Source organism: Nocardia aobensis NBRC 100429 (assembly GCF_000308375.1).
Lineage (GTDB): Bacteria > Actinomycetota > Actinomycetes > Mycobacteriales > Mycobacteriaceae > Nocardia > Nocardia aobensis.
On the sequence record NZ_BAFQ01000130.1, the window covers coordinates 15201 to 32825 of the forward strand.

Consider the following 17625-nt stretch of genomic DNA (forward strand, 5'->3'; position numbering starts at 1 on the left):
GGATGGCGTCGCGGCGGCGTCGGCCGAACGGACGAGGCGGCGTTGTGCGCGCTGTTCAGTCGGGCGGGTAACCGTGTGCGAGTTCGGCGCGCACGGCGGCGTAGGCGGTCGACTGGCGAAATCCCTGGCGGGCGAGCATACCGATGAGGCGGTTGACCGCCTTGTCCTCGGACAGACTTCGCGGCATCGTGCGCAGTTTGCGGCGTACCAGTTCCGCGGCTCGCTCCGCCTCGTTGTCGTCGGAATCCCCAGCTACCGTATCCGCGTCGGCACCGTCCTCGGCGAGGGGTGCTTTCCCAGTCCGATTCCGCTGTGCCGCAAATGGTTTCGTGGTCGCGGCAATTTCGTCCCTCACCACGGCATACGCCATGGACTGCGGATAACCGCGGCGGGCGAGCATGCCGACCAGTCGCGCCATGATCTTGTCCTGCGGGACGTCGCGCGATAGTGTCGCGAGCTTTTTCCGTACCAGCTGTGCGGCGTGCTCGGCGTCGTCGGGCTCGGATATCCGCGATGCCGACCCGGTCGAGGTGAGGCCGGACCCTTTCCCGACTCGCTCCTTCGGCGAATGTTGTTCCGCTACAAGGGGAAGGGAACCGTCGGCCGGTTCGTCGCCCGCGACGTGATCTGCGTGCTCGGAACGGTCGAGGTCGCCGCTCGAGGTGGCGGCTGCGGCGAGCTCGTCCTTGACCACGGCGTAGGCGATGGCTTGGTTGTAGCCGCGGCGGGCGAGCATGCTGACCAGCCGGTTGGTCGCTGTGTCGGCGGGAAGGTCCGCCGGCAGGGTGGTGAGTTTGCGGCGGACCAGTTCGGCGGCACGGGCGCTTTCGTCGGCGGGAGTGATGGCGGCCAGTGCGGGCCCGGCATCGGCGTCGGACACTCCTTTGCGTCGAAGTTCTTGCGCGAGAACCTTTTTCCCCTTACCGGAGAAGGTGTGACGGGAGTGCACCCACTGTTCGGCGAAGGCGGCATCGTCGATCAGTCCGACCTCGGCGAGGCGGTTCAGTGCCCGCTCGGCGACCTCGGGCGCGAACCCTTTGGCTGCCAGTTTGTCCGCCAGTTCGGCGCGGCTGCGCGCTCGATCGGTGAGCAGGCGCAGGCAGATGTCCTTGGCCTGTGCCTCGGTCCACGCCTTCGGCGCAGCGGTCTGCGCGGCGTCGGAACGCTTCCCGTCGCCGTCATCGGATCGACGCCGCGAACCCCGGCGCCCTCCCCCGTTCCCGCCGGCTCCGCGTGACCGTCTTCTCGAGCCGCCAGCATCCGCCCCGCCATCCGACCGCGGATACGCCACGGGGCCGTCGTCCGGAACGAACGAGCCGTCGTCGCCACCCTTCGGCTGCCCCTCCGCCCGGTGGGTGCGGCCGAGCAGACGATCCCCGTCGGCACGCTCGCCCCGCCTCCGCTGCAGCGCGTCGACCTCGGCCTGCAGTGCGCGAATTCGATTGCGCGCCTGGGAATCCTGTGTCGCAGAGCCATCACCGCGGTGGCCGGAGATCGCGGCGTCGACACTCGACCGCATCCGCCCCTCGACCTCGGAGCCGACCCGGTCCTCGAGTCCATCACGACGCCGATCGTCAAGCTCGGAACCGAAGCGAACCTCCGGCCCACCACGCCGAACGTCGGGCTCGGAACCAGAGCGAACTTCAGGCCCACCAAGACGCCGAGAGTCGGATTCGGGACCGGACCGAACCTCCGGCCCACCACCACGCCGAAACTCGGACTCGGAACCGGAGCGAACCTCCGGCTCGATGCGGGGCGGAAGCTCAGGCTCGAATACCGGCCGGTCCACGTGTACGGATGTGCCCGTGTCATCGACCGAATCATGTTGGGGCACAGGTCCGTCATCGGAACGCCATACACCGGTGGGCGAATCCCCGGCGCTAGGCTTCGATCGCCGGCGACGAGGCGAACCACCCTGTCGGCGAACGGGTTTCGACCACGACTCCTCGTCCGGGTCGCCGGTGCGTCGGGAGCGGGATTCGATATCTTCCAGTTGCCGCCGCAGGCGTTCGACGGCGTCGAGCCGAGAGGCGCCAGGGTCCGGGAGGGGTGTGGACCCCGGCGCTTCCCGGTGCGGCATCGGTTAGAAGTCGACGGGCGCCTCGGCACCCGCGTCTGCGGTGACGTCGGCACCGATGCCGAGCTTCTCCTTGATCTTCTTCTCGATCTCGTCGCGCACGTCGGTGTTCTCCAGCAGGAACTTGCGGGCGTTCTCCTTGCCCTGGCCGAGCTGATCGCCCTCGTAGGTGTACCAGGAACCGGACTTGCGGATGAAGCCCTGATCGACACCCATATCGATGATCGAGCCCTCCTTGGAGATGCCGGCACCGTAGAGGATGTCGAATTCGGCCTGCTTGAACGGCGGCGACACCTTGTTCTTGACGACCTTGACGCGGGTGCGGTTACCCACCGCGTCGCTGCCGTCCTTCAGCGTCTCGATGCGGCGCACATCCAGACGCACCGAGGCGTAGAACTTCAATGCCTTACCACCCGTGGTGGTTTCGGGCGAGCCGAACATCACGCCGATCTTCTCGCGCAGCTGGTTGATGAAGATGGCGGTGGTGCCGGAGTTGTTGAGCGCACTGGTCATCTTGCGCAGCGCCTGGCTCATCAGACGGGCCTGCAGACCGACGTGGCTGTCGCCCATCTCGCCCTCGATTTCCGCGCGCGGTACCAGCGCCGCGACGGAGTCGATGACGATGATGTCCAGCGCGCCGGAGCGCACCAGCATGTCGGCGATCTCCAGTGCCTGCTCACCGGTGTCGGGCTGCGACACCAGCAGGGCATCGGTGTCGACGCCGAGTTTGCGGGCGTATTCCGGATCCAGCGCGTGCTCGGCGTCGATGAAGGCCGCGAGTCCGCCGTTGGCCTGCGCGTTGGCGATGGCGTGCAGAGCGACCGTGGTCTTACCGGAGGATTCCGGACCGTAGATCTCCACGACGCGGCCACGCGGCAGACCGCCGATGCCCAGCGCCACATCCAGTGCGATCGAACCCGTCGGAATGACCGAGATGGGCTGATGCGCCTCCTCGCCCAGACGCATGATCGCGCCCTTACCGAAACTCTTCTCGACCTGCGCAAGAGCGAGCTCGAGCGCCTTGTCACGGTCGTAGGCCTGTGGTGCCATCGTCTGTTCCCCTTCTGACGGGTAAGTCTCGTTGTGTGGTTGGCGCCCACGGTAGAGGGCGGCACCGACAAGTTCTGATGGCAAGCTTAGACGAACACGTGTTCGAGGCAAGCGACGCGCCCGCCGACACGCACGGCGGCCGTACAGCCGCACCCCGTCCCCGGCAATCGCCGCGCTATCCGGCCGGTCACGCGGCCCCGATGCGGCCGTGCCCGGTCATCGAGTCGCCGTCGGCACCACCGCGATCCGATCGGTCTGCATCAGCGCCTGCGCCTGTTTCAGCATCCGCAGTGTCGGCGTCACCTCCACGTCGACGATCCCGTCCAGAGCCCCCAGCCGCTCGGTGAGGTAGCGGTACAGGTGTGAGCTGTCGCGGCAGACGATGGAGGCGACCAGATTGGTGGGCCCGGTGGTGGCCGCGACGAACGCCGTCTCCGGATGGGTGGCGATCGCCCGGCCGATGGCGTCGAGCTCGGCCGGATGCGTCCGCACCCATAGCGACGCCCGCACCGCGTACCCCATGCGCTCGATGGCGAAATCGAGATCGAAATACAGCACGCCCGCCGCCGTCAGCTCGGACATCCGCCGCGCGACCCGGGTTGGGCTCCAGCCGGTTTCGGCCGCCAGCCGGGCATAGGAGGCGCGCCCGTCGCGGGCCAGCAGGGCGAGCATCGCCTCGTCGGCCGCGGACAGCTCCATCGGCGCGTCGGGCCCGCGCTGATCGTTCATCGCGGGCCTCGGTCCCAGCTGCCGCAACTGTTCCTCGGTCAGCAGCCTGCTGTACCGTGGCCACTCCTCTGCCAGCGGGAATCGGTGGATGATCTCGTAGGCCATCAATCCGGTGACCTGGCTGGCTCGCGGAAGGACGTTGAGCAGCAACGCGTCTCGCTGTTCGATCGAGCGCGGGCGGCTCACGCAGGTGACCTCCGAACCGGTCGACAGCAGCGCCACCCAACTCACGTCCGGCAGTCGCGCCAGCGATTCGGCGAGCCGCAGCGCCTTGTCCGGGGTCGACCGCACCCGCAGCATCCAGCGCGTATTCCCCAGCGGCATGGCGTTGACCTGGCCGGAGACGTGCAGGATGCCGCGTTGGCGCATCGACCGGAAGCGGCGGGCCACGGTCTGTTCGGAGACGCCGAGGATCGCGCCCAGGGTGGCGAACGGGATGCGGGCATCGGTGACCAAGCCGTGCACGATCTGCTTGTCGAGCGTATCGAGAACGGAGGATTCGAGTTCGTCTTCGCTGTTCACAGGCGGAATCTCACATCGAGGGCCGGGTAGCTGGATGGATATTCAAACATCTCGCACGCTTGGCGTCGATATCGTTCGCCCTACCCGGAGGTCGCCATGCGGAAATGGCTCCCCTTGTTCGCGGCGTGCCTCGGCACGCTGATGCTGCTCATCGACGTCACCATCGTCAACGTCGCACTCCCCGACATCGCCGCCGATCTCGGCACCGGACTGTCGGGCCTGCAGTGGGTCGTCGACGGCTATGCGCTGGGACTGGCCGCACTGCTGCTGGTCCTGGGTTCGTTCGCCGATCGGTTCGGCGCCAAACCCACCTATCTCGCGGGCCTCGTGGTTTTCGCCGCCGCCTCACTGGCGTGCGGACTGGCCCAGTCCTCGGCCCTGCTGGTGGCCGCGCGGGCCGTGCAGGGCATCGGCGGTGCGGCCATGTTCGCGACCACGCTGTCGCTGCTGCACGCCACCTACACCGGCCGTGATCGCGGCACCGCGTTCGGCGCCTGGGGTGCGATCGCGGGTGCGGCCGCCGGCATCGGTGTGGTGCTCGGCGGGGTGCTGACCGACCTGCTGTCGTGGCGTTGGATCTTCCTGGTGAACCTGCCGATCGCGGCCGTCACCATCGCGCTGTCGCTGTACGCCTTCGGCCCCTCGCCACGACGCCCCGGCCGTGGCGTGGACCTCGCCGGAATGGCCGCCTTCGCCGTCGCGGCCACCGCGCTGACCTACGGCATCATCCGGGGTGGGGAGGACGGATGGGGCGACGGCGCGGCAGTCGCCACGCTGACCCTCGGCGCGATCGCGATCGGCTGTTTCGTCCTCGTCGAATCACGCAGCGCCACACCGATGTTCCCGCTCGCACTGCTGCGCAACCGGGAGTTCGCGGCCACCCTGGTCGCGGCGGCGGGCTTCAATTTCGCCGCCTTCGCGAGCAGCCCCCTCATCTCCCTGTGGCTGCAGCAGCCGTTGCAGCTCAGCCCACTGCGCGCCGGACTGTCCATGCTGCCGATGGCGGCGACGGCGTTCGTGGTCTCGGGCGCGTTCGGGCGGTGGCTGCACGACGTGGCACCCCGCTGGACCATCGGCGGCGGATTGGTGATCACCGGTATCGGGGCGGGTCTGCTGGGCGTGATCGACGCCGGATCGACCTGGAGTGCACTACTTTTCGGTTACGTGGTGATCGGCATCGGCATCGGCGTGCTCGCGCCGCCGCTGGTGGCGGTCGCGATGGCCGCGGTGCCCCCGCAGCAGAGCGGCACCGCCGCCGGGGCGGTCAACACCGCACGCCAACTGGGCCTCGCCCTCGGGGTCGCGGTACTCGGCACGGCATTCCGCAGCGCGGCCGGCGAGGGCCGGAACACGGTGTCGCAGTTCGTGTCCGGGCTCGACGCGGCCGTGGCGGTGGCAGCGGGTGTGGGCATCGTTCTCGGCCTCATCGCCTTCGCCCTGTTCCGTCCTCGTCCCCGGAGCGCCGAGACGGCGGAACCGGCCGCCGCAGAGATCCCCGTCGGCTGAACCGGCGGCGCCGCGGCGCAGTGCCGATTCCGCGCCGCGGCGCGGTGCTGATTCCGCGCCGCGGCGCAGTGCTGATTCCGCGCCGCGGCGCAGTGGCCGATTCGGAGAAGGTGCGCTCACACTTCGGGGCCGAGCCCCACCGGCAGTCGCGGCGGGGTTCCCTGAGTCCACGTGATGCGCAGCGACGACGCCCGGATCCGCCAGCCGTCGGCCGTCCGGGCCAATTCGGTGTCGGCATGCCCGGCGGAGATGAAGACCCCCTCGGAACCGTCGGCGAGGACATGAGTGCTCAGCTGAGCGCCGCGTGCCGTGGCGCGGTCGCCGTCGAGTTCGATCACCGCGTTGGTTCCCAGATGAACGGTCCGGTCGAACAGCGCCATCCCGCGCCGGATGTGCGCGAGTACGGCGTCGCGGCCGCGGACGGTGCCGATCGGCATCTCCGCGGTCGCGTCCTCGGTGTAGTAGGTCCGCGCCCACCGATCGTCGAATACGCCCTCGTCGAGCGACCGCAGATAGCGGTCCAGCAGGTCGGTTATCTCGGACCGGTCCAGTAGTTCCCGAATCCGGTTCTCGGTGATCTCGGTATCCATGCGACCACCCTGCAACCTCGAGCGAACTCGAGGTCAAGGCCGCTGTGACGCAGCCGACCGCTACCCGGTCACCAGCGGTTCTTCGGTACGTCGAATTCGGCGCACAGAGCACGCCAGACCTCGCGGGGGTCGATACCGTCCTCGATCGCCTGGGAGCCGGTACGGCCGTTCATCGAGGGCAGGACATGATCGGCCAGCAGCAGGTCGCCGCGGGCGACGCCGAATTCGGTATGCAAGAGTTCCTGAAATTCAGTCAACCGCACCGTGCCGAGGGTACCGGTCGCCCACGAACGGCCGACGGCGGCGCGGTCAGCTCGCGCGCGCCCGGTCCAGTGTGCGGTGACAGATGTCGATCGGATCGGCGACATCGGAGGCGGTGGCCGCGGCCGCCGCGGCGGCCTTGCGATAGGACTCGTCGCCGAGGACGGTGCGCACCGCCGCGCGCAGCGATTCGGGCGTGAACGGCCGTACCAGCAGCGAACTACCTTGGCGCACCGCACGATTGGCGAGTTCCCACTGATCACCTCCACCGGGCACGGTCACGATCGGCACGCCGGCGAGCAGAGTTTTGGCCAGCAACCCGTGCCCTCCGCCGCCGACCACCACCGCGGCATGCCGCAACAGCTCGTCCTGCCGTCCCAGGCCGGCCGTCGCCCACGGCGGAAGGTCCTCCGGTGGCGTATCGAGCATCGAGATCGCCACGCGCACATCGCTGTCCGCGAGCGCCTCCAGCGCACCGGTCGCCAGATCACCGAATCCGGTCCGGGCCGTGGACGGCGCGACCACGACCAGCGGCCGGTCACCGGGCGGCGGCGCCAGCACCTCCGACGTCGGCTCCCACAGCAGCGGCCCCACCACATGCGCGTCCTCCGGCCAATCCGGCCGGTCGACCTCCAGAGCGGGCAGTGTGGCGATCAACCGGGCATCCGGGCCGGGATCCAGCTCCGGCAGCCCCACGCTCGCCCGCGCCGCTCCCCGCTGCCGATCGCCGCGGGTGATCGCGCGCGCGGTCAGCCCGCGCAGCACCGTATCGCGCATCCGCCCACGCAGACCCTCACCCGGCGCGAGCCCACTACCGATGGGCGGCAACGCTTTCGACGGCAGATACAGCGGATGCGGCGACAGCTCGACCCACGGCACCCCCAGCCGCTCGGCGGCCATCCCGCCGCCGGCGGTGAGCACATCCGAGACCACCAGCTCCGGCAGCATGGCACTGAGATCGGGCAGGATCTCCGAGGAGATATGGGCCGCTCGGTCATGGATGCGCGCACCCGCGTCGGCGTCGTCGTCCTGCGGGCGCGGCGCCAAACCCTTCAACCGCCGCACCGCGATCCCCGCCTCGCGCGCCGCATCGAACCAGCGCGGACTGGTGAACAACACCGGATCATCGCCCGCCTGGAGAAACCGCAGACACAGCGCGATCGCCGGAAACGCATGACCCGGATCCGGACCCGCGACGACAGCCACTCGCATGCGCCCCACCATGCCATACCCGGTCACCACCCGATGCCGGGCGGGCACAGCTACCCGACGGTCATGAACGCCGCCGGAACCGATCGTGGCCGCTCACAGTACCGGCGGTCAGTCGGCGAAGTGGTACAGCTCGAACCCGACCGCCCGCTCGGCAGCGAAACCGGCATGCGGCCCCGTGGCCCGATCCACGATGGCGCGAGCCTGGTCCGCCACCGGCTCGTCACTGAGCGCGCTCAGGTAGCGGCTGTGCTGCATGAGCGAATCCACCGCGGCCCGAACGGTATCGGTGACGTCCACCGCGTGCGTCACCACCGGGCCCACCACCGCGGCCCAACGCGGCGTCCAGATCGGCAATTCGGCCAGCTCCGGGAAGATCCATTCGTTGCCCGCATCCGAGATCGCGTCCAGCGCACTGCGCCCCACCGCGCGATGATCGGCGCTGTTCGCATATCCGGGCGCCCAGGTGTCGCCGAAATTGAACAACACCACCATCTCCGGGCGATGCCGCCGGATCGCCGCGGCCAGATCGCGGCGCAAACCGAGCCCACCCTCGATCCGCCCATCCGGATAGCCCAGGAACTCCACCTCCTCGACGCCGACCGCGCGCGCCGAGGCGATCTCCTCCTGCTGCCGCACCGGCCCGCACTCGGCCGGCGGCAGGCCCGCGATCCCGGCCTCACCGCTGGTGACCAGCAGATACCGGATGTCCTTACCCTGCTTCGTCCAGCGAGCCACCGCGGCCGCGGCACCGTATTCGATATCGTCGGGATGGGCGACGATCACCAGACCGCGCTGCCAATCCTCGGGTAGTTGGGCTGTAATTTCGGCCTCCGTGTTCGATGCGGCGGCTCCGCCACCGCGGGTTCTCGGCCCTTAGGCCGAGAACCATGAAGGTGCACCTCTCGCGAAACGCTAACACAGCAAATCTCTCGGCTTCGTAGTTGCGAAACAGCAACGGGCCGTTCGGCTTTCGTACCGAACGGCCCGGGTTGTAGCTGGCTACAGTTTGGTGACAGTCGACTTGTTCGAGCCGGAGACGGCCTTGTACAGCAGGTACAGGCCGAAGACCACGACGCTGATCATCAGGATCGGGAACAGCGCCTTGACCAGCGCGCCGATCACGATCAGCGCCAGCCACACGAGCGCGACGACGCCCAGAATCTTCCAGAACATGTCCATTCCTCCCGAAGGTTTCCGAACCGCCGTCAGCGCGATCCGACTCCTCCATACTGTCAACTCGGCGACGGAAAATCACCAGGTCACGACCGATATCCGGGAAATCTCAGGGTGAACCCCTAGCCGGATCACCCGCGAGGATCGGTCCGCGCGCCGAATATCGCCCCGTGCGGCCGCGAAGGCACGGATGCCGCCGAGGCGGCCGCGTTCAGCGCCGGTCGGCGAGATCGGTGAGGGCCTGGGCCCAGCCGTCCAGGCGGTCGGCCGCCTCGCGCAAGGTGAACATGGCCCAGCCGAAGTCGTCCGCCGGTGTCGCCGCTGTGCTCGCTCCGGCCGCCAGCATCTGACCGGCGGCGGCGACGAGCTGCTCGTATTCGGTCACGCCGGCGTCCAGCCGATCGACCATCGCGCCCGATTGCTGCCGCAACCCCGCCCCGGCATGCGAGGTCGCGACCACCTCGAGCGCCTTCTCCATGGCCGCGATGTCCCCGGCGAGAGCGTGCAGGGCGGCTGCCCCGGATTCCGCGGTCGCCACGGTGTCGGCGAAATCGTCGGCCGGCACTCGGCCGCTCGCCTCGATCTGACGGCCGAGGGCGTAGAAGGCCCGTTCCGCCCGGACCAGTCGGGCGATGGGCGCCCGCGCCGCGGACTGCACTCCGGGCAGCCGGCGCGGGACGAACGCCGCGGGCGGCAAGGGGTTTCGACGCAACTCGAGGTACCGGCGGGTACTCACCGCCGCGCCGGTCACCAGCGCGGCCGCACCGCCACCGACCACGACAACCGCCCACACGGGGGCCGAGATCGCCACCAGTCCGGCCGTGCCCAGCGCGGTCACACCCGAGGCCGCACTCCAGCGGAGGCTGCGCCGCCGCACCCGCCGCCGGCGGCGAAGTTCCCGCTCCCGCGGGTCGGCCCACTTCCGGACCGCGTGCAAGGCGAATTCGCCGGCGTCGCGCACTGCGCCCGGAAGCCGCCTGGCGCGTGCGAGCTGATCGCCCTCGGTCGGGCTGTGGGTCGAAGAATTCCGAAACGCGCTCGGGCCGGGCGAACGACGGCGCTCGCGCGGGTTTCCCTTGGCTTCGCGTGATCCGGTGTGCGACCGGGCGGCGGGCCCGCTGTCCGGTTCATGAATTTCGTGGATGACGCCGTGAGCACTCGGGCTCTCCGTGCCCGATCCGCGATCGGATGTCGGGCGGCCGGACGGGACGGCACCGGAAACACGATGCCGCTCAATGGATTCGGCGATCGACTGCCACGCGGCAGCGTCGGCGGCGGGTGGAGAGGCCGACAGTGGCGTCCGCGCCGTATCGGCCGACGGTGCGGCGGAGGCGGGCGGCGCGGACGCGGCGCTGCGAGCAGATCGGAACCAGGGCCGCGCACGGGTCGGCGCGGGCTCGTTACCTGCCCGCGTTCGCCCCATCTGCCCAGCCTTCCGATCGACCCGCGACGCGCCTACTGCTGCGCGGCCTGGCCCTTGTTCACCTGCGGCTGAGCCGGGTTGGCGATGGACTGACCGGCGGAGTCACCCGACGGCAGCGCGTCACCGCGCATGGAGGCGCGGATCTGCTCGAGACGGTTGTGGCCGGCCATCTGCACGCTGGCCTGCTGCACCTCCATCATGCGGCCCTGCACGGTGTTCTGCGCGAGCTCGGCGGCGCCCAGGGCGTTGGCGTAGCGACGCTCGATCTTCTCGCGCACCGCGTCCAGGCTGGGGGTGCTGCCGGGGGCGGACAGCGTCGAATCCATCTGCTGCAGCGACGCGGAGACCTGCTCCTGCATCTTGGCCTGCTCGAGCTGGCTGAGCAGCTTGGTACGCTCGGCGACCTTCTGCTGCAGCAGCATGGCGTTCTGCTCGACCGCCTTCTTGGCCTGGGCGGCGGCCTGCAGCGACTGGTCGTGCAGTACCTTCAGGTCCTCGACGGACTGTTCGGCGGTGACCAACTGGGCGGCGAACGCCTCGGCGGCGTTGGTGTACTGGATCGCCTTGTCGGTGTCGCCGGCGGCGTTGGCCTGGTCGGCCAGCTGCACGGCCTGGCGGGCGTTGGCGTTGAGCTTCTCGACCTCGTCGAGCTGACGGTTGAGCTTCATCTCCAGCTGGCGCTGGTTACCGATCACCGACGCCGCCTGCTGCGACAGGGCCTGGTGCTGACGCTGGGCTTCCTCGATAGCCTGCTGAATCTGCACCTTCGGATCCGCATGCTCCTCGATCTTCGAATCGAAGAGGGCCATCAGGTACTTCCAGGCCTTCACGAACGGATTAGCCATCGATTGATCCCGCCTCCATCTGACTACGCCGCGCCCCAGCACGGCGGCGGTGCGCGACCGTCACGCACCCCTGTGTCCCTATCCTCCACGGCATCGGATCCGGGCTGCCGAACCACCCGTAACCGACGCTTACAGAGAATCTATCGGTTTCCGCTCCGTCGTACAGCCTTGCCGGCGCCGATCCGGCGCCGGCAGTCGTGATCGCCGGTTCGCGGCGAGTCACTTCGCTTGCACCAGGACCAGTTTCTCGGCCTTCGGGGCCGGAATCACGATCCGGGTGTCGCCGGCGATCCCGGCTCGCGCCGACACGCTCGCCGCGGGTGCGGCGGCGGCCGTCTCCGGCGCGGGTGCCGGGGCGTCGGCGTCGGCCATGGCGGCGCTCACGTCGACCAGCACCTGCGACAGCGGCACGTCCAGCGCCTGGCAGATCGCGGCCAGCAGTTCGCTCGAGGCCTCTTTCCGGCCGCGTTCCACCTCGGACAGATAGCCCAGGCTCACGCGTGCCGACGTCGACACCTCGCGCAGGGTCCGGTTCTGGGCGATCCGAGCGCGCCGCAGACTCTCGCCGATGGCCTCTCGAAGCAGCGTCATCTCGTTCTCCTCACGTTCTCGCCTCACCGGGCCGAGCGCGACCGCCGTCGAGCGTGACGCACCCCTCCGTCTACAGTGCCAACGTCGCACGCCACCCCGTTGGTTCCCGCCCGCGGGAACCGATCGGCATCCATCGGACAGCCGTCCTCAGCCGGTGCCGTCCGGGTCGCCGCCACCGACGCGGCGCAGCAGCTCCGCGACGGCCGTGCGCACCGCGTTCATCCTGATCGTCCACCGATCCCCGGCGAGCTGCAACCGCATCACCTCGGTCCCGCCGGGGCCGCTCAGACCCAGGAAGACCGTGCCGACCGGGCAGCCGTTCTGCGCGTCCGGCCCGGCGACACCGGTGAGCCCGATGCCCCAGTCGGCCCCGCATTTCGTGCGCGCGCCGACGGCGAGCTGTTCGGCGGTCCCCGCCGCGACCGGCCCGTCCGAGGCCAGGGTGTCTTCGCTCACGCCGGCCAGGCGGTGTTTGAGGTCGGTGGCGTAGACGATCAGTCCGCCGCGCAACACCAGGCTTGCTCCCGGCACCCCCGCGATCGTGGCCGCGAGCAAACCGGCGGTCAGGGATTCGGCGGTGGCCACGGTCTGTCCGGTGCGGGTCAGGGTCGCCACCAGGTCGACGGTCTCGGGCGCAGCGCTCAGCGGATCGGCGGCGCCCACGTCGGTGCCCAGCGTGTCACCGCCGCTCGACCGGCCGCGCCCACAATCGGGCCGCCTGCACCACGTAATCCAGTCCGGTCACCACGGTCAGCACCACCGCGACATACATCAGCGCCATGCCCGCGCTCGCCCACGCGTCGGCGAGTGGCAGCAGCAGGACGCCGATCGCCACCGACTGCACCAGGGTCTTGGCCTTACCGCCGCGCCCGGCGGGGATCACGCCGCGGCGCACCACGGCCAGCCGTAGCAACGTCACGCCGATCTCGCGGGCACAGATCACGACGGTGATCCACCACGGCAGATCGCCCAGTGCCGACAACCCGATCAGGGCCGCGCCGATCAACGCCTTGTCGGCGATCGGATCCGCCAATTTGCCGAAGTCGGTGACCAGTCCGTACTTGCGCGCGAGTTGGCCGTCGATGCGGTCGGTGACCGCCGCGATGCCGAACAGGGCCGCCGCGGCGATCCGCCATCCGGTGTCGTGGCCGCCCCCGGCGAACAATGCCAGCAGGAAGATCGGCACGATCAGGATGCGCAGGACCGTGAGGATGTTGGCGATGTTCATCAGCGGCACCGCGGAGGGCTCGACGGTCCGGTTGGGTTGCGGCGGAACGAGATTCGCTCGCGCTCTGCCGGCCTCGGCCCAGGTCCGGTCCATATCGTCGCTCTGCACGCTCACCGGCACCCCCGGCCGGAACGCACGCAGCCGCGGCCCCCGGCGGATCGAGGCAGGCGGGCGGACGAGATGTGCGGCACTCCACCAGACTATCGGTTAACGACCCGACTACTGTGCACCCCATGACCACGCGGGCACATCAGAGTGATTCGATCGGCGCCACCGACCCCGGCACCGTGCGAGTCCGACGCGCCCGCACCTCGGATGTGCCCGCCATCAAAAACCTCGTCGACGTCTACGCCGGCCGCATCCTGCTGGAGAAGAATCTCGTCACGCTCTACGAGTCGGTGCAGGAATTCTGGGTGGCCGAGGTCGACGAGAGCCTCGTCGGATGTGGCGCATTACACGTGTTGTGGGCCGATCTGGGTGAAGTGCGCACCGTGGCGGTCCACCCCGACGCCAAGGGCCGCGGCGTCGGGCGCCTGATCGTGGATCAGCTGATCGCGACCGCCCGCGAACTCCAGCTGCAGCGACTGTTCGTGCTGACCTTCGAGGTGGAGTTCTTCTCCCGGCACGGGTTCGCCGAGATCGACGGCACGCCCGTCACCGCCGAGGTCTTCGCGGAGATGTGCCGCTCCTACGACACCGGTGTGGCCGAATTCCTCGACCTCAGCTACGTCAAGCCGAACACCCTCGGCAATACTCGAATGCTGTTGACCCTCTGAACCTTTCGGGAGCGCCCGTGCCGATCTTCGCCGTCCACTACACCTATTCCGACGCCACCGTCGCCGGGCGCGACGAGCATCGGCCCCGGCATCGGGAATGGCTGTCGAATCTGGTCGACCAGGGTGTGGTCCTCACGACCGGGCCGTATGCCGACGGATCCGGCGCGCTGCTGCTGTTCCGCGCCGAGGACGCCGCGGCATTGGACGAACTGCTCGCCTCCGATCCGTTCGCGCAGGAGGAGTTGATCGATGCGAAGCGATTCCTGGAGTGGACCCCGGTGATGGGCGCCTTCTCGGCACAGGCGGCGCCGAACCCCTAGGCAGGGGCGGCGAATGCCCGCTACGATGCTCGGCATAGTCAACCAGTTGCATATGCGAGGTGGCGATGCAGGCATTCCGACAGGCCGTGGAGGCACGTGACAGCGCGGCGATCGAGGCGTTGCTCGCCGAGAACGTCGTGTTCACGAGTCCGGTGGCGTTCAAGCCCTATCCCGGCCGGGCCATCACCGCGGCGATTCTGCGCGGCGTCCTGCGGGTGTTCGAGGACTTCCGCTACGTCCGCGAGATCACCGACGCGGGCGGGCACGACTCGACGCTGATCTTCGAGGCGACGGTCGACGGGAAGCGCGTGACCGGCGCCGACTTCATCCACACCGACGAGGCCGGCCGGATCGACGATCTGATGGTGATGGTGCGCCCGCTCTCGGCGGCCAATGCCCTGGCCGCGGCGATGGGGGCGCAATTCGAGCGCATCCAGGCCGAAGCTGCCGAGCAGATCGAGCGGGAGAACGCGCCGCTGTAGGCCGCACCGTCGCGTCCGGCGATCTACCGTGAACCGGTGCGATTGGATCCGAACACCGCGCTGGCACGAGCACGCGCGGCCCGCGTGGCCCGGCTGGGCACGACCGACCCGACGGGCCGTCCTCATCTGGTCCCCGTGACCTTCGCGCTCTCGCCCTCGGGTCGCATCCTGGTGACCGCGGTCGATCAGAAACCGAAATCGACGACCGACCTGCGGCGGTTGCGCAATATCGCGGCCGAGAACCGGGTCTCGGTGCTGGCCGACGACTACGACGAGGACTGGACCCGGCTGTGGTGGGTCCGGCTCGACGGCACCGCCGCCGTCGCCACCACCGACACCGAGCGCGCCGAGGCGATCGCCTGGCTCACCGCGAAATACCCGCAGTATCGGGACAACGCCCCGCGCGGACCGGTCATCCGGGTCGAGATCCGGACCGTCACCGGCTGGGCCTACACCGGGTAAGACCTACGCCTAAGACCCACGCCGGAAACCTAGGCGTCGATCGCATCGGGTTCGGCCGCTTCCTCGGCCTCTCCCCCACCGCGGATCGAATACAGCAGTCCGTCCAGCTCATCGGGTTTGACGAGCACGTCGCGCGCCTTGGAGCCCTCGCTCGGGCCGACCACGCCACGGGTCTCCATCAGATCCATCAGGCGGCCCGCTTTGGCGAATCCGACGCGCAGCTTGCGCTGCAGCATCGAGGTGGAACCGAACTGCGAGGTGACGACCAGTTCGACGGCCTGCAGGAAGACATCGAGATCGTCGCCGATATCCGGGTCGACGTCCTTCTTCTCCCCGGCCTTCGCCGTGGTGACACCTTCCTGGTACTCGGGTTCGGCCTGATTCTTGGCGAAGTCGACGACGGCCTGGATCTCCTCGTCGGAGATGAACGCACCCTGCAACCGCGTCGGCTTGGACGCGCCCATCGGCAGGAACAGGCCGTCGCCCATACCGATCAACTTCTCCGCACCCGGCTGATCCAGGATGACCCGCGAGTCGGTGAGCGACGAGGTCGCGAACGCCAGCCGGGAGGGAACGTTGGTCTTGATCAGGCCGGTCACCACGTCCACCGAGGGCCGCTGGGTCGCCAGCACCAGATGGATACCGGCCGCGCGCGCCTTCTGGGTGATGCGCACGATGGCGTCCTCGACGTCGCGCGGCGCGGTCATCATCAGATCGGCCAGCTCGTCGACGATCGCCAGGATGTAGGGGTAGGGCCGGTACACGCGCTCGCTGCCCAGCGGTGTGGTGATCTGGCCCGATTTCACCTTCTTGTTGAAATCGTCGATATGGCGGACCTTGCTGGCCTGCATGTCCTGATATCGCTGTTCCATCTCCTCCACCAGCCAGGCCAGCGCGGCGGCGGCCTTCTTCGGCTGGGTGATGATGGGCGTGATCAGATGCGGAATGCCCTCGTACGGAGTGAGTTCCACCATCTTCGGATCGATGAGGATCATCCGCACCTCGTCCGGGGTGGCGCGGCCCAGCAGCGAGACCAGCATCGAGTTGACGAAACTCGACTTACCCGAACCGGTGGAACCGGCGACCAGCAGATGTGGCATCTTCGCCAGATTCGCGGAGACGAATTCGCCCTCGATGTTCTTCCCGAGTCCGATCACCAACGGGTGGTGGTCGTTTCGCGTGGAGGGCGCCTTGAGCACATCCGCCAGGCGGACCAGCTCACGGTCGGCGTTGGGCACCTCGATACCGACCGCCGACTTGCCCGGGATCGGTGCGAGCAAACGCACATTCTCGGTGGCCACCGCATAGGCGATATTGCGCGCCAGGGCGGTGATCTTCTCGACCTTCACACCGGGCCCGAGTTCGACCTCGTATCGGGTGACCGTCGGACCGCGGACGAAACCGGTGACCGCCGCGTCGATCTTGAACTGCACCAGCACCTCGGTGATCGCCTCGATCATCGATTCGTTGGCGGCGCTGCGCTTCTTCGGCGGATCACCGTCGGTCAGCAGCGTCAGCGGCGGCAGCTGATAGTCGCCGTCGACCTCGCGATCGGTGACGAATTCCAGCTGCTGCGCGGGCGGCGGCTCGGGTGTCTGATCGACGACCTTGGGCGCCTTGCGCGTCTTGGGTTTGGCTGCGGGAGGCGGTGTTTCGTCCGCCTCGGCGATATCCTTCGCATCGCGCAGCGGCGGTTCGCCGAGGACCTCGGTGACCGCGTCGGCACCGCCGAATTCGTCGGCCGGGTAGTTCTCCTCCGGGGTACGGCCGCGCCGCGACGAACGGCTCTTGTGCACCGGAAAACCGTCGGCGTCATAGTTTTCCGGGTCGTAGAGCCCGTATTGCCCGTCGTCGTCGGCGAATTCGGCATCGGGCAGGCCGAACAGCTCGCGCAGCCGATGCGGAACCTCACGCACCGTCGTACCGGTCACCAGCAGCAGCCCGAAGAGCATGGCCAGCAACAACAACGGCACCGCCAGCCACGCGGTGAGCCCGTTGCGCAGCGGCCCGCCCAGCACGTAGCCGACGAAACCCGCCGCGTGGGCGCGCCCCTGCGCATCGGCCGGCGCGCCCGCGAAGATATGCCAGATTCCCAGCGCAGGCAGACCCACCAGCAACCCGCCGAGGACCAGCCGGGGCCGGATCTCGGGCCGCGGTTCGGTGCGCATCAGCACCACCGCGATACCGGAGGCCACGAAAGGCAGGACGGCCGCGGCGGATCCGGCGATCGCGCGCACCGCGGTGTCGACCCAGTGCCCCACCGGGCCGCCCGCCGACAACCAGACCGCTGCCGCGATGACGACGCTGAAAGCGACCAGCGCCAACGCGATTCCGTCGCGGCGGTGACCGTGTTCGATCTCCCCCGCGCGGCTGATGGT

General features: G+C 69.0%; 19 protein-coding genes and 1 pseudogene. 5 read left to right on the plus strand and 15 right to left on the minus strand.

Features of this window, described 5'->3' with window-relative positions:
- Nucleotides 1–55 precede the first annotated feature (55 nt).
- From RJ03_RS39055 to RJ03_RS16320, 4 genes and pseudogenes are all read right to left on the minus strand, one after another.
- Nucleotides 56–508 carry a hypothetical protein gene (locus RJ03_RS39055; RefSeq protein ID WP_373281704.1) on the minus strand — a complete coding sequence of 151 codons (453 nt, stop codon included), beginning with the start codon at nt 506–508 and terminating at the stop codon, nt 56–58.
- A 138-nt stretch (nt 509–646) separates the two neighbouring features.
- Nucleotides 647–1291, minus strand: a pseudogene (recX, locus tag RJ03_RS39060) (recombination regulator RecX); the annotation flags it as partial.
- A 792-nt stretch (nt 1292–2083) separates the two neighbouring features.
- Nucleotides 2084–3127 carry a recombinase RecA gene (gene recA, locus RJ03_RS16315; protein ID WP_025351561.1) on the minus strand — a complete coding sequence of 348 codons (1044 nt, stop codon included), beginning with the start codon at nt 3125–3127 and terminating at the stop codon, nt 2084–2086.
- 216 nt (nt 3128–3343) lie between these two features.
- Entirely contained in the window at nt 3344–4378 is a 1035-nt protein-coding gene (locus RJ03_RS16320; protein ID WP_036503256.1) for an Lrp/AsnC family transcriptional regulator, read from the minus strand.
- 96 nt (nt 4379–4474) lie between these two features.
- Between RJ03_RS16320 and RJ03_RS16325 the strand changes: the two genes are divergently transcribed.
- Nucleotides 4475–5884, plus strand: coding sequence for an MFS transporter (locus RJ03_RS16325; protein ID WP_051024757.1), 1410 nt, complete (start codon nt 4475–4477; stop codon nt 5882–5884).
- 116 nt (nt 5885–6000) lie between these two features.
- Here the strand turns inward: RJ03_RS16325 and RJ03_RS16330 are convergent, their stop codons facing one another.
- The 10 genes from RJ03_RS16330 to pgsA form a co-directional block, all read right to left on the minus strand.
- Entirely contained in the window at nt 6001–6474 is a 474-nt protein-coding gene (locus RJ03_RS16330) for a nuclear transport factor 2 family protein (RefSeq protein ID WP_036503258.1), read from the minus strand.
- 68 nt (nt 6475–6542) lie between these two features.
- The gene (locus RJ03_RS16335) at nt 6543–6737 is read right to left on the minus strand and encodes a DUF3046 domain-containing protein (protein ID WP_036503260.1); all 195 of its coding nucleotides are present in this window, start codon (nt 6735–6737) and stop codon (nt 6543–6545) included.
- Nucleotides 6738–6783: 46 nt separating this feature from the next.
- Nucleotides 6784–7947 carry a glycosyltransferase gene (locus RJ03_RS16340; RefSeq protein WP_036503299.1) on the minus strand — a complete coding sequence of 388 codons (1164 nt, stop codon included), beginning with the start codon at nt 7945–7947 and terminating at the stop codon, nt 6784–6786.
- Nucleotides 7948–8055: 108 nt separating this feature from the next.
- The gene (locus RJ03_RS16345; protein ID WP_036503262.1) at nt 8056–8769 is read right to left on the minus strand and encodes a PIG-L deacetylase family protein; all 714 of its coding nucleotides are present in this window, start codon (nt 8767–8769) and stop codon (nt 8056–8058) included.
- A 177-nt stretch (nt 8770–8946) separates the two neighbouring features.
- Nucleotides 8947–9120, minus strand: coding sequence for a hypothetical protein (locus tag RJ03_RS37775; RefSeq protein ID WP_030513209.1), 174 nt, complete (start codon nt 9118–9120; stop codon nt 8947–8949).
- A 211-nt stretch (nt 9121–9331) separates the two neighbouring features.
- Nucleotides 9332–10081 carry a phage shock envelope stress response protein PspM gene (pspM, locus tag RJ03_RS16355; protein ID WP_036503264.1) on the minus strand — a complete coding sequence of 250 codons (750 nt, stop codon included), beginning with the start codon at nt 10079–10081 and terminating at the stop codon, nt 9332–9334.
- A gap of 494 nt (nt 10082–10575) precedes the next feature.
- Nucleotides 10576–11388, minus strand: coding sequence for a phage shock protein PspA (gene pspA / locus RJ03_RS16360; protein ID WP_036503267.1), 813 nt, complete (start codon nt 11386–11388; stop codon nt 10576–10578).
- A gap of 219 nt (nt 11389–11607) precedes the next feature.
- Nucleotides 11608–11979, minus strand: coding sequence for a helix-turn-helix domain-containing protein (locus RJ03_RS16365; protein WP_036503270.1), 372 nt, complete (start codon nt 11977–11979; stop codon nt 11608–11610).
- 147 nt (nt 11980–12126) lie between these two features.
- Nucleotides 12127–12642, minus strand: a complete 516-nt coding sequence (locus RJ03_RS16370; protein WP_051024759.1) for a CinA family protein — start codon at nt 12640–12642, stop codon at nt 12127–12129.
- Nucleotides 12643–12658: 16 nt separating this feature from the next.
- Nucleotides 12659–13321 (minus strand): CDP-diacylglycerol--glycerol-3-phosphate 3-phosphatidyltransferase, encoded by a 663-nt coding sequence (gene pgsA / locus RJ03_RS16375; RefSeq protein ID WP_369974834.1) that lies wholly within the window; start codon nt 13319–13321, stop codon nt 12659–12661.
- A 119-nt stretch (nt 13322–13440) separates the two neighbouring features.
- Here pgsA and RJ03_RS16380 point away from each other — a divergent pair, with 119 nt between their 5' ends.
- From RJ03_RS16380 to RJ03_RS16395, 4 genes are all read left to right on the plus strand, one after another.
- Entirely contained in the window at nt 13441–13983 is a 543-nt protein-coding gene (locus tag RJ03_RS16380) for an amino-acid N-acetyltransferase (RefSeq protein WP_051024760.1), read from the plus strand.
- A gap of 17 nt (nt 13984–14000) precedes the next feature.
- Entirely contained in the window at nt 14001–14303 is a 303-nt protein-coding gene (locus RJ03_RS16385; RefSeq protein WP_036503273.1) for a YciI family protein, read from the plus strand.
- 65 nt (nt 14304–14368) lie between these two features.
- Nucleotides 14369–14785: a nuclear transport factor 2 family protein gene (locus RJ03_RS16390; protein ID WP_036503311.1), complete on the plus strand. Its 417-nt coding sequence runs from the start codon at nt 14369–14371 to the stop codon at nt 14783–14785.
- Between the two features lie 36 nt (nt 14786–14821).
- Entirely contained in the window at nt 14822–15247 is a 426-nt protein-coding gene (locus tag RJ03_RS16395; protein ID WP_036503275.1) for a TIGR03668 family PPOX class F420-dependent oxidoreductase, read from the plus strand.
- Between the two features lie 29 nt (nt 15248–15276).
- Here the strand turns inward: RJ03_RS16395 and RJ03_RS16400 are convergent.
- On the minus strand, nt 15277–17625 hold a 2349-nt coding region (locus RJ03_RS16400; protein ID WP_036503280.1), incomplete at its 5' end, for a DNA translocase FtsK.

Bases quoted from the DNA above. Each gene is read 5' to 3' on its own strand.
- recA (WP_025351561.1), bottom strand. From the start codon at position 3,127: ATGGCACCACAGGCCTACGACCGTGACAAGGCGCTCGAGCTCGCTCTT.
- RJ03_RS16325 (WP_051024757.1), top strand. From the start codon at position 4,475: ATGCGGAAATGGCTCCCCTTGTTCGCGGCGTGCCTCGGCACGCTGATG.
- RJ03_RS16330 (WP_036503258.1), bottom strand. From the start codon at position 6,474: ATGGATACCGAGATCACCGAGAACCGGATTCGGGAACTACTGGACCGG.
- RJ03_RS16340 (WP_036503299.1), bottom strand. From the start codon at position 7,947: ATGCGAGTGGCTGTCGTCGCGGGTCCGGATCCGGGTCATGCGTTTCCG.
- RJ03_RS37775 (WP_030513209.1), bottom strand. From the start codon at position 9,120: ATGTTCTGGAAGATTCTGGGCGTCGTCGCGCTCGTGTGGCTGGCGCTG.
- pspA (WP_036503267.1), bottom strand. From the start codon at position 11,388: ATGGCTAATCCGTTCGTGAAGGCCTGGAAGTACCTGATGGCCCTCTTC.
- RJ03_RS16365 (WP_036503270.1), bottom strand. From the start codon at position 11,979: ATGACGCTGCTTCGAGAGGCCATCGGCGAGAGTCTGCGGCGCGCTCGG.
- RJ03_RS16380 (WP_051024760.1), top strand. From the start codon at position 13,441: ATGACCACGCGGGCACATCAGAGTGATTCGATCGGCGCCACCGACCCC.
- RJ03_RS16390 (WP_036503311.1), top strand. From the start codon at position 14,369: ATGCAGGCATTCCGACAGGCCGTGGAGGCACGTGACAGCGCGGCGATC.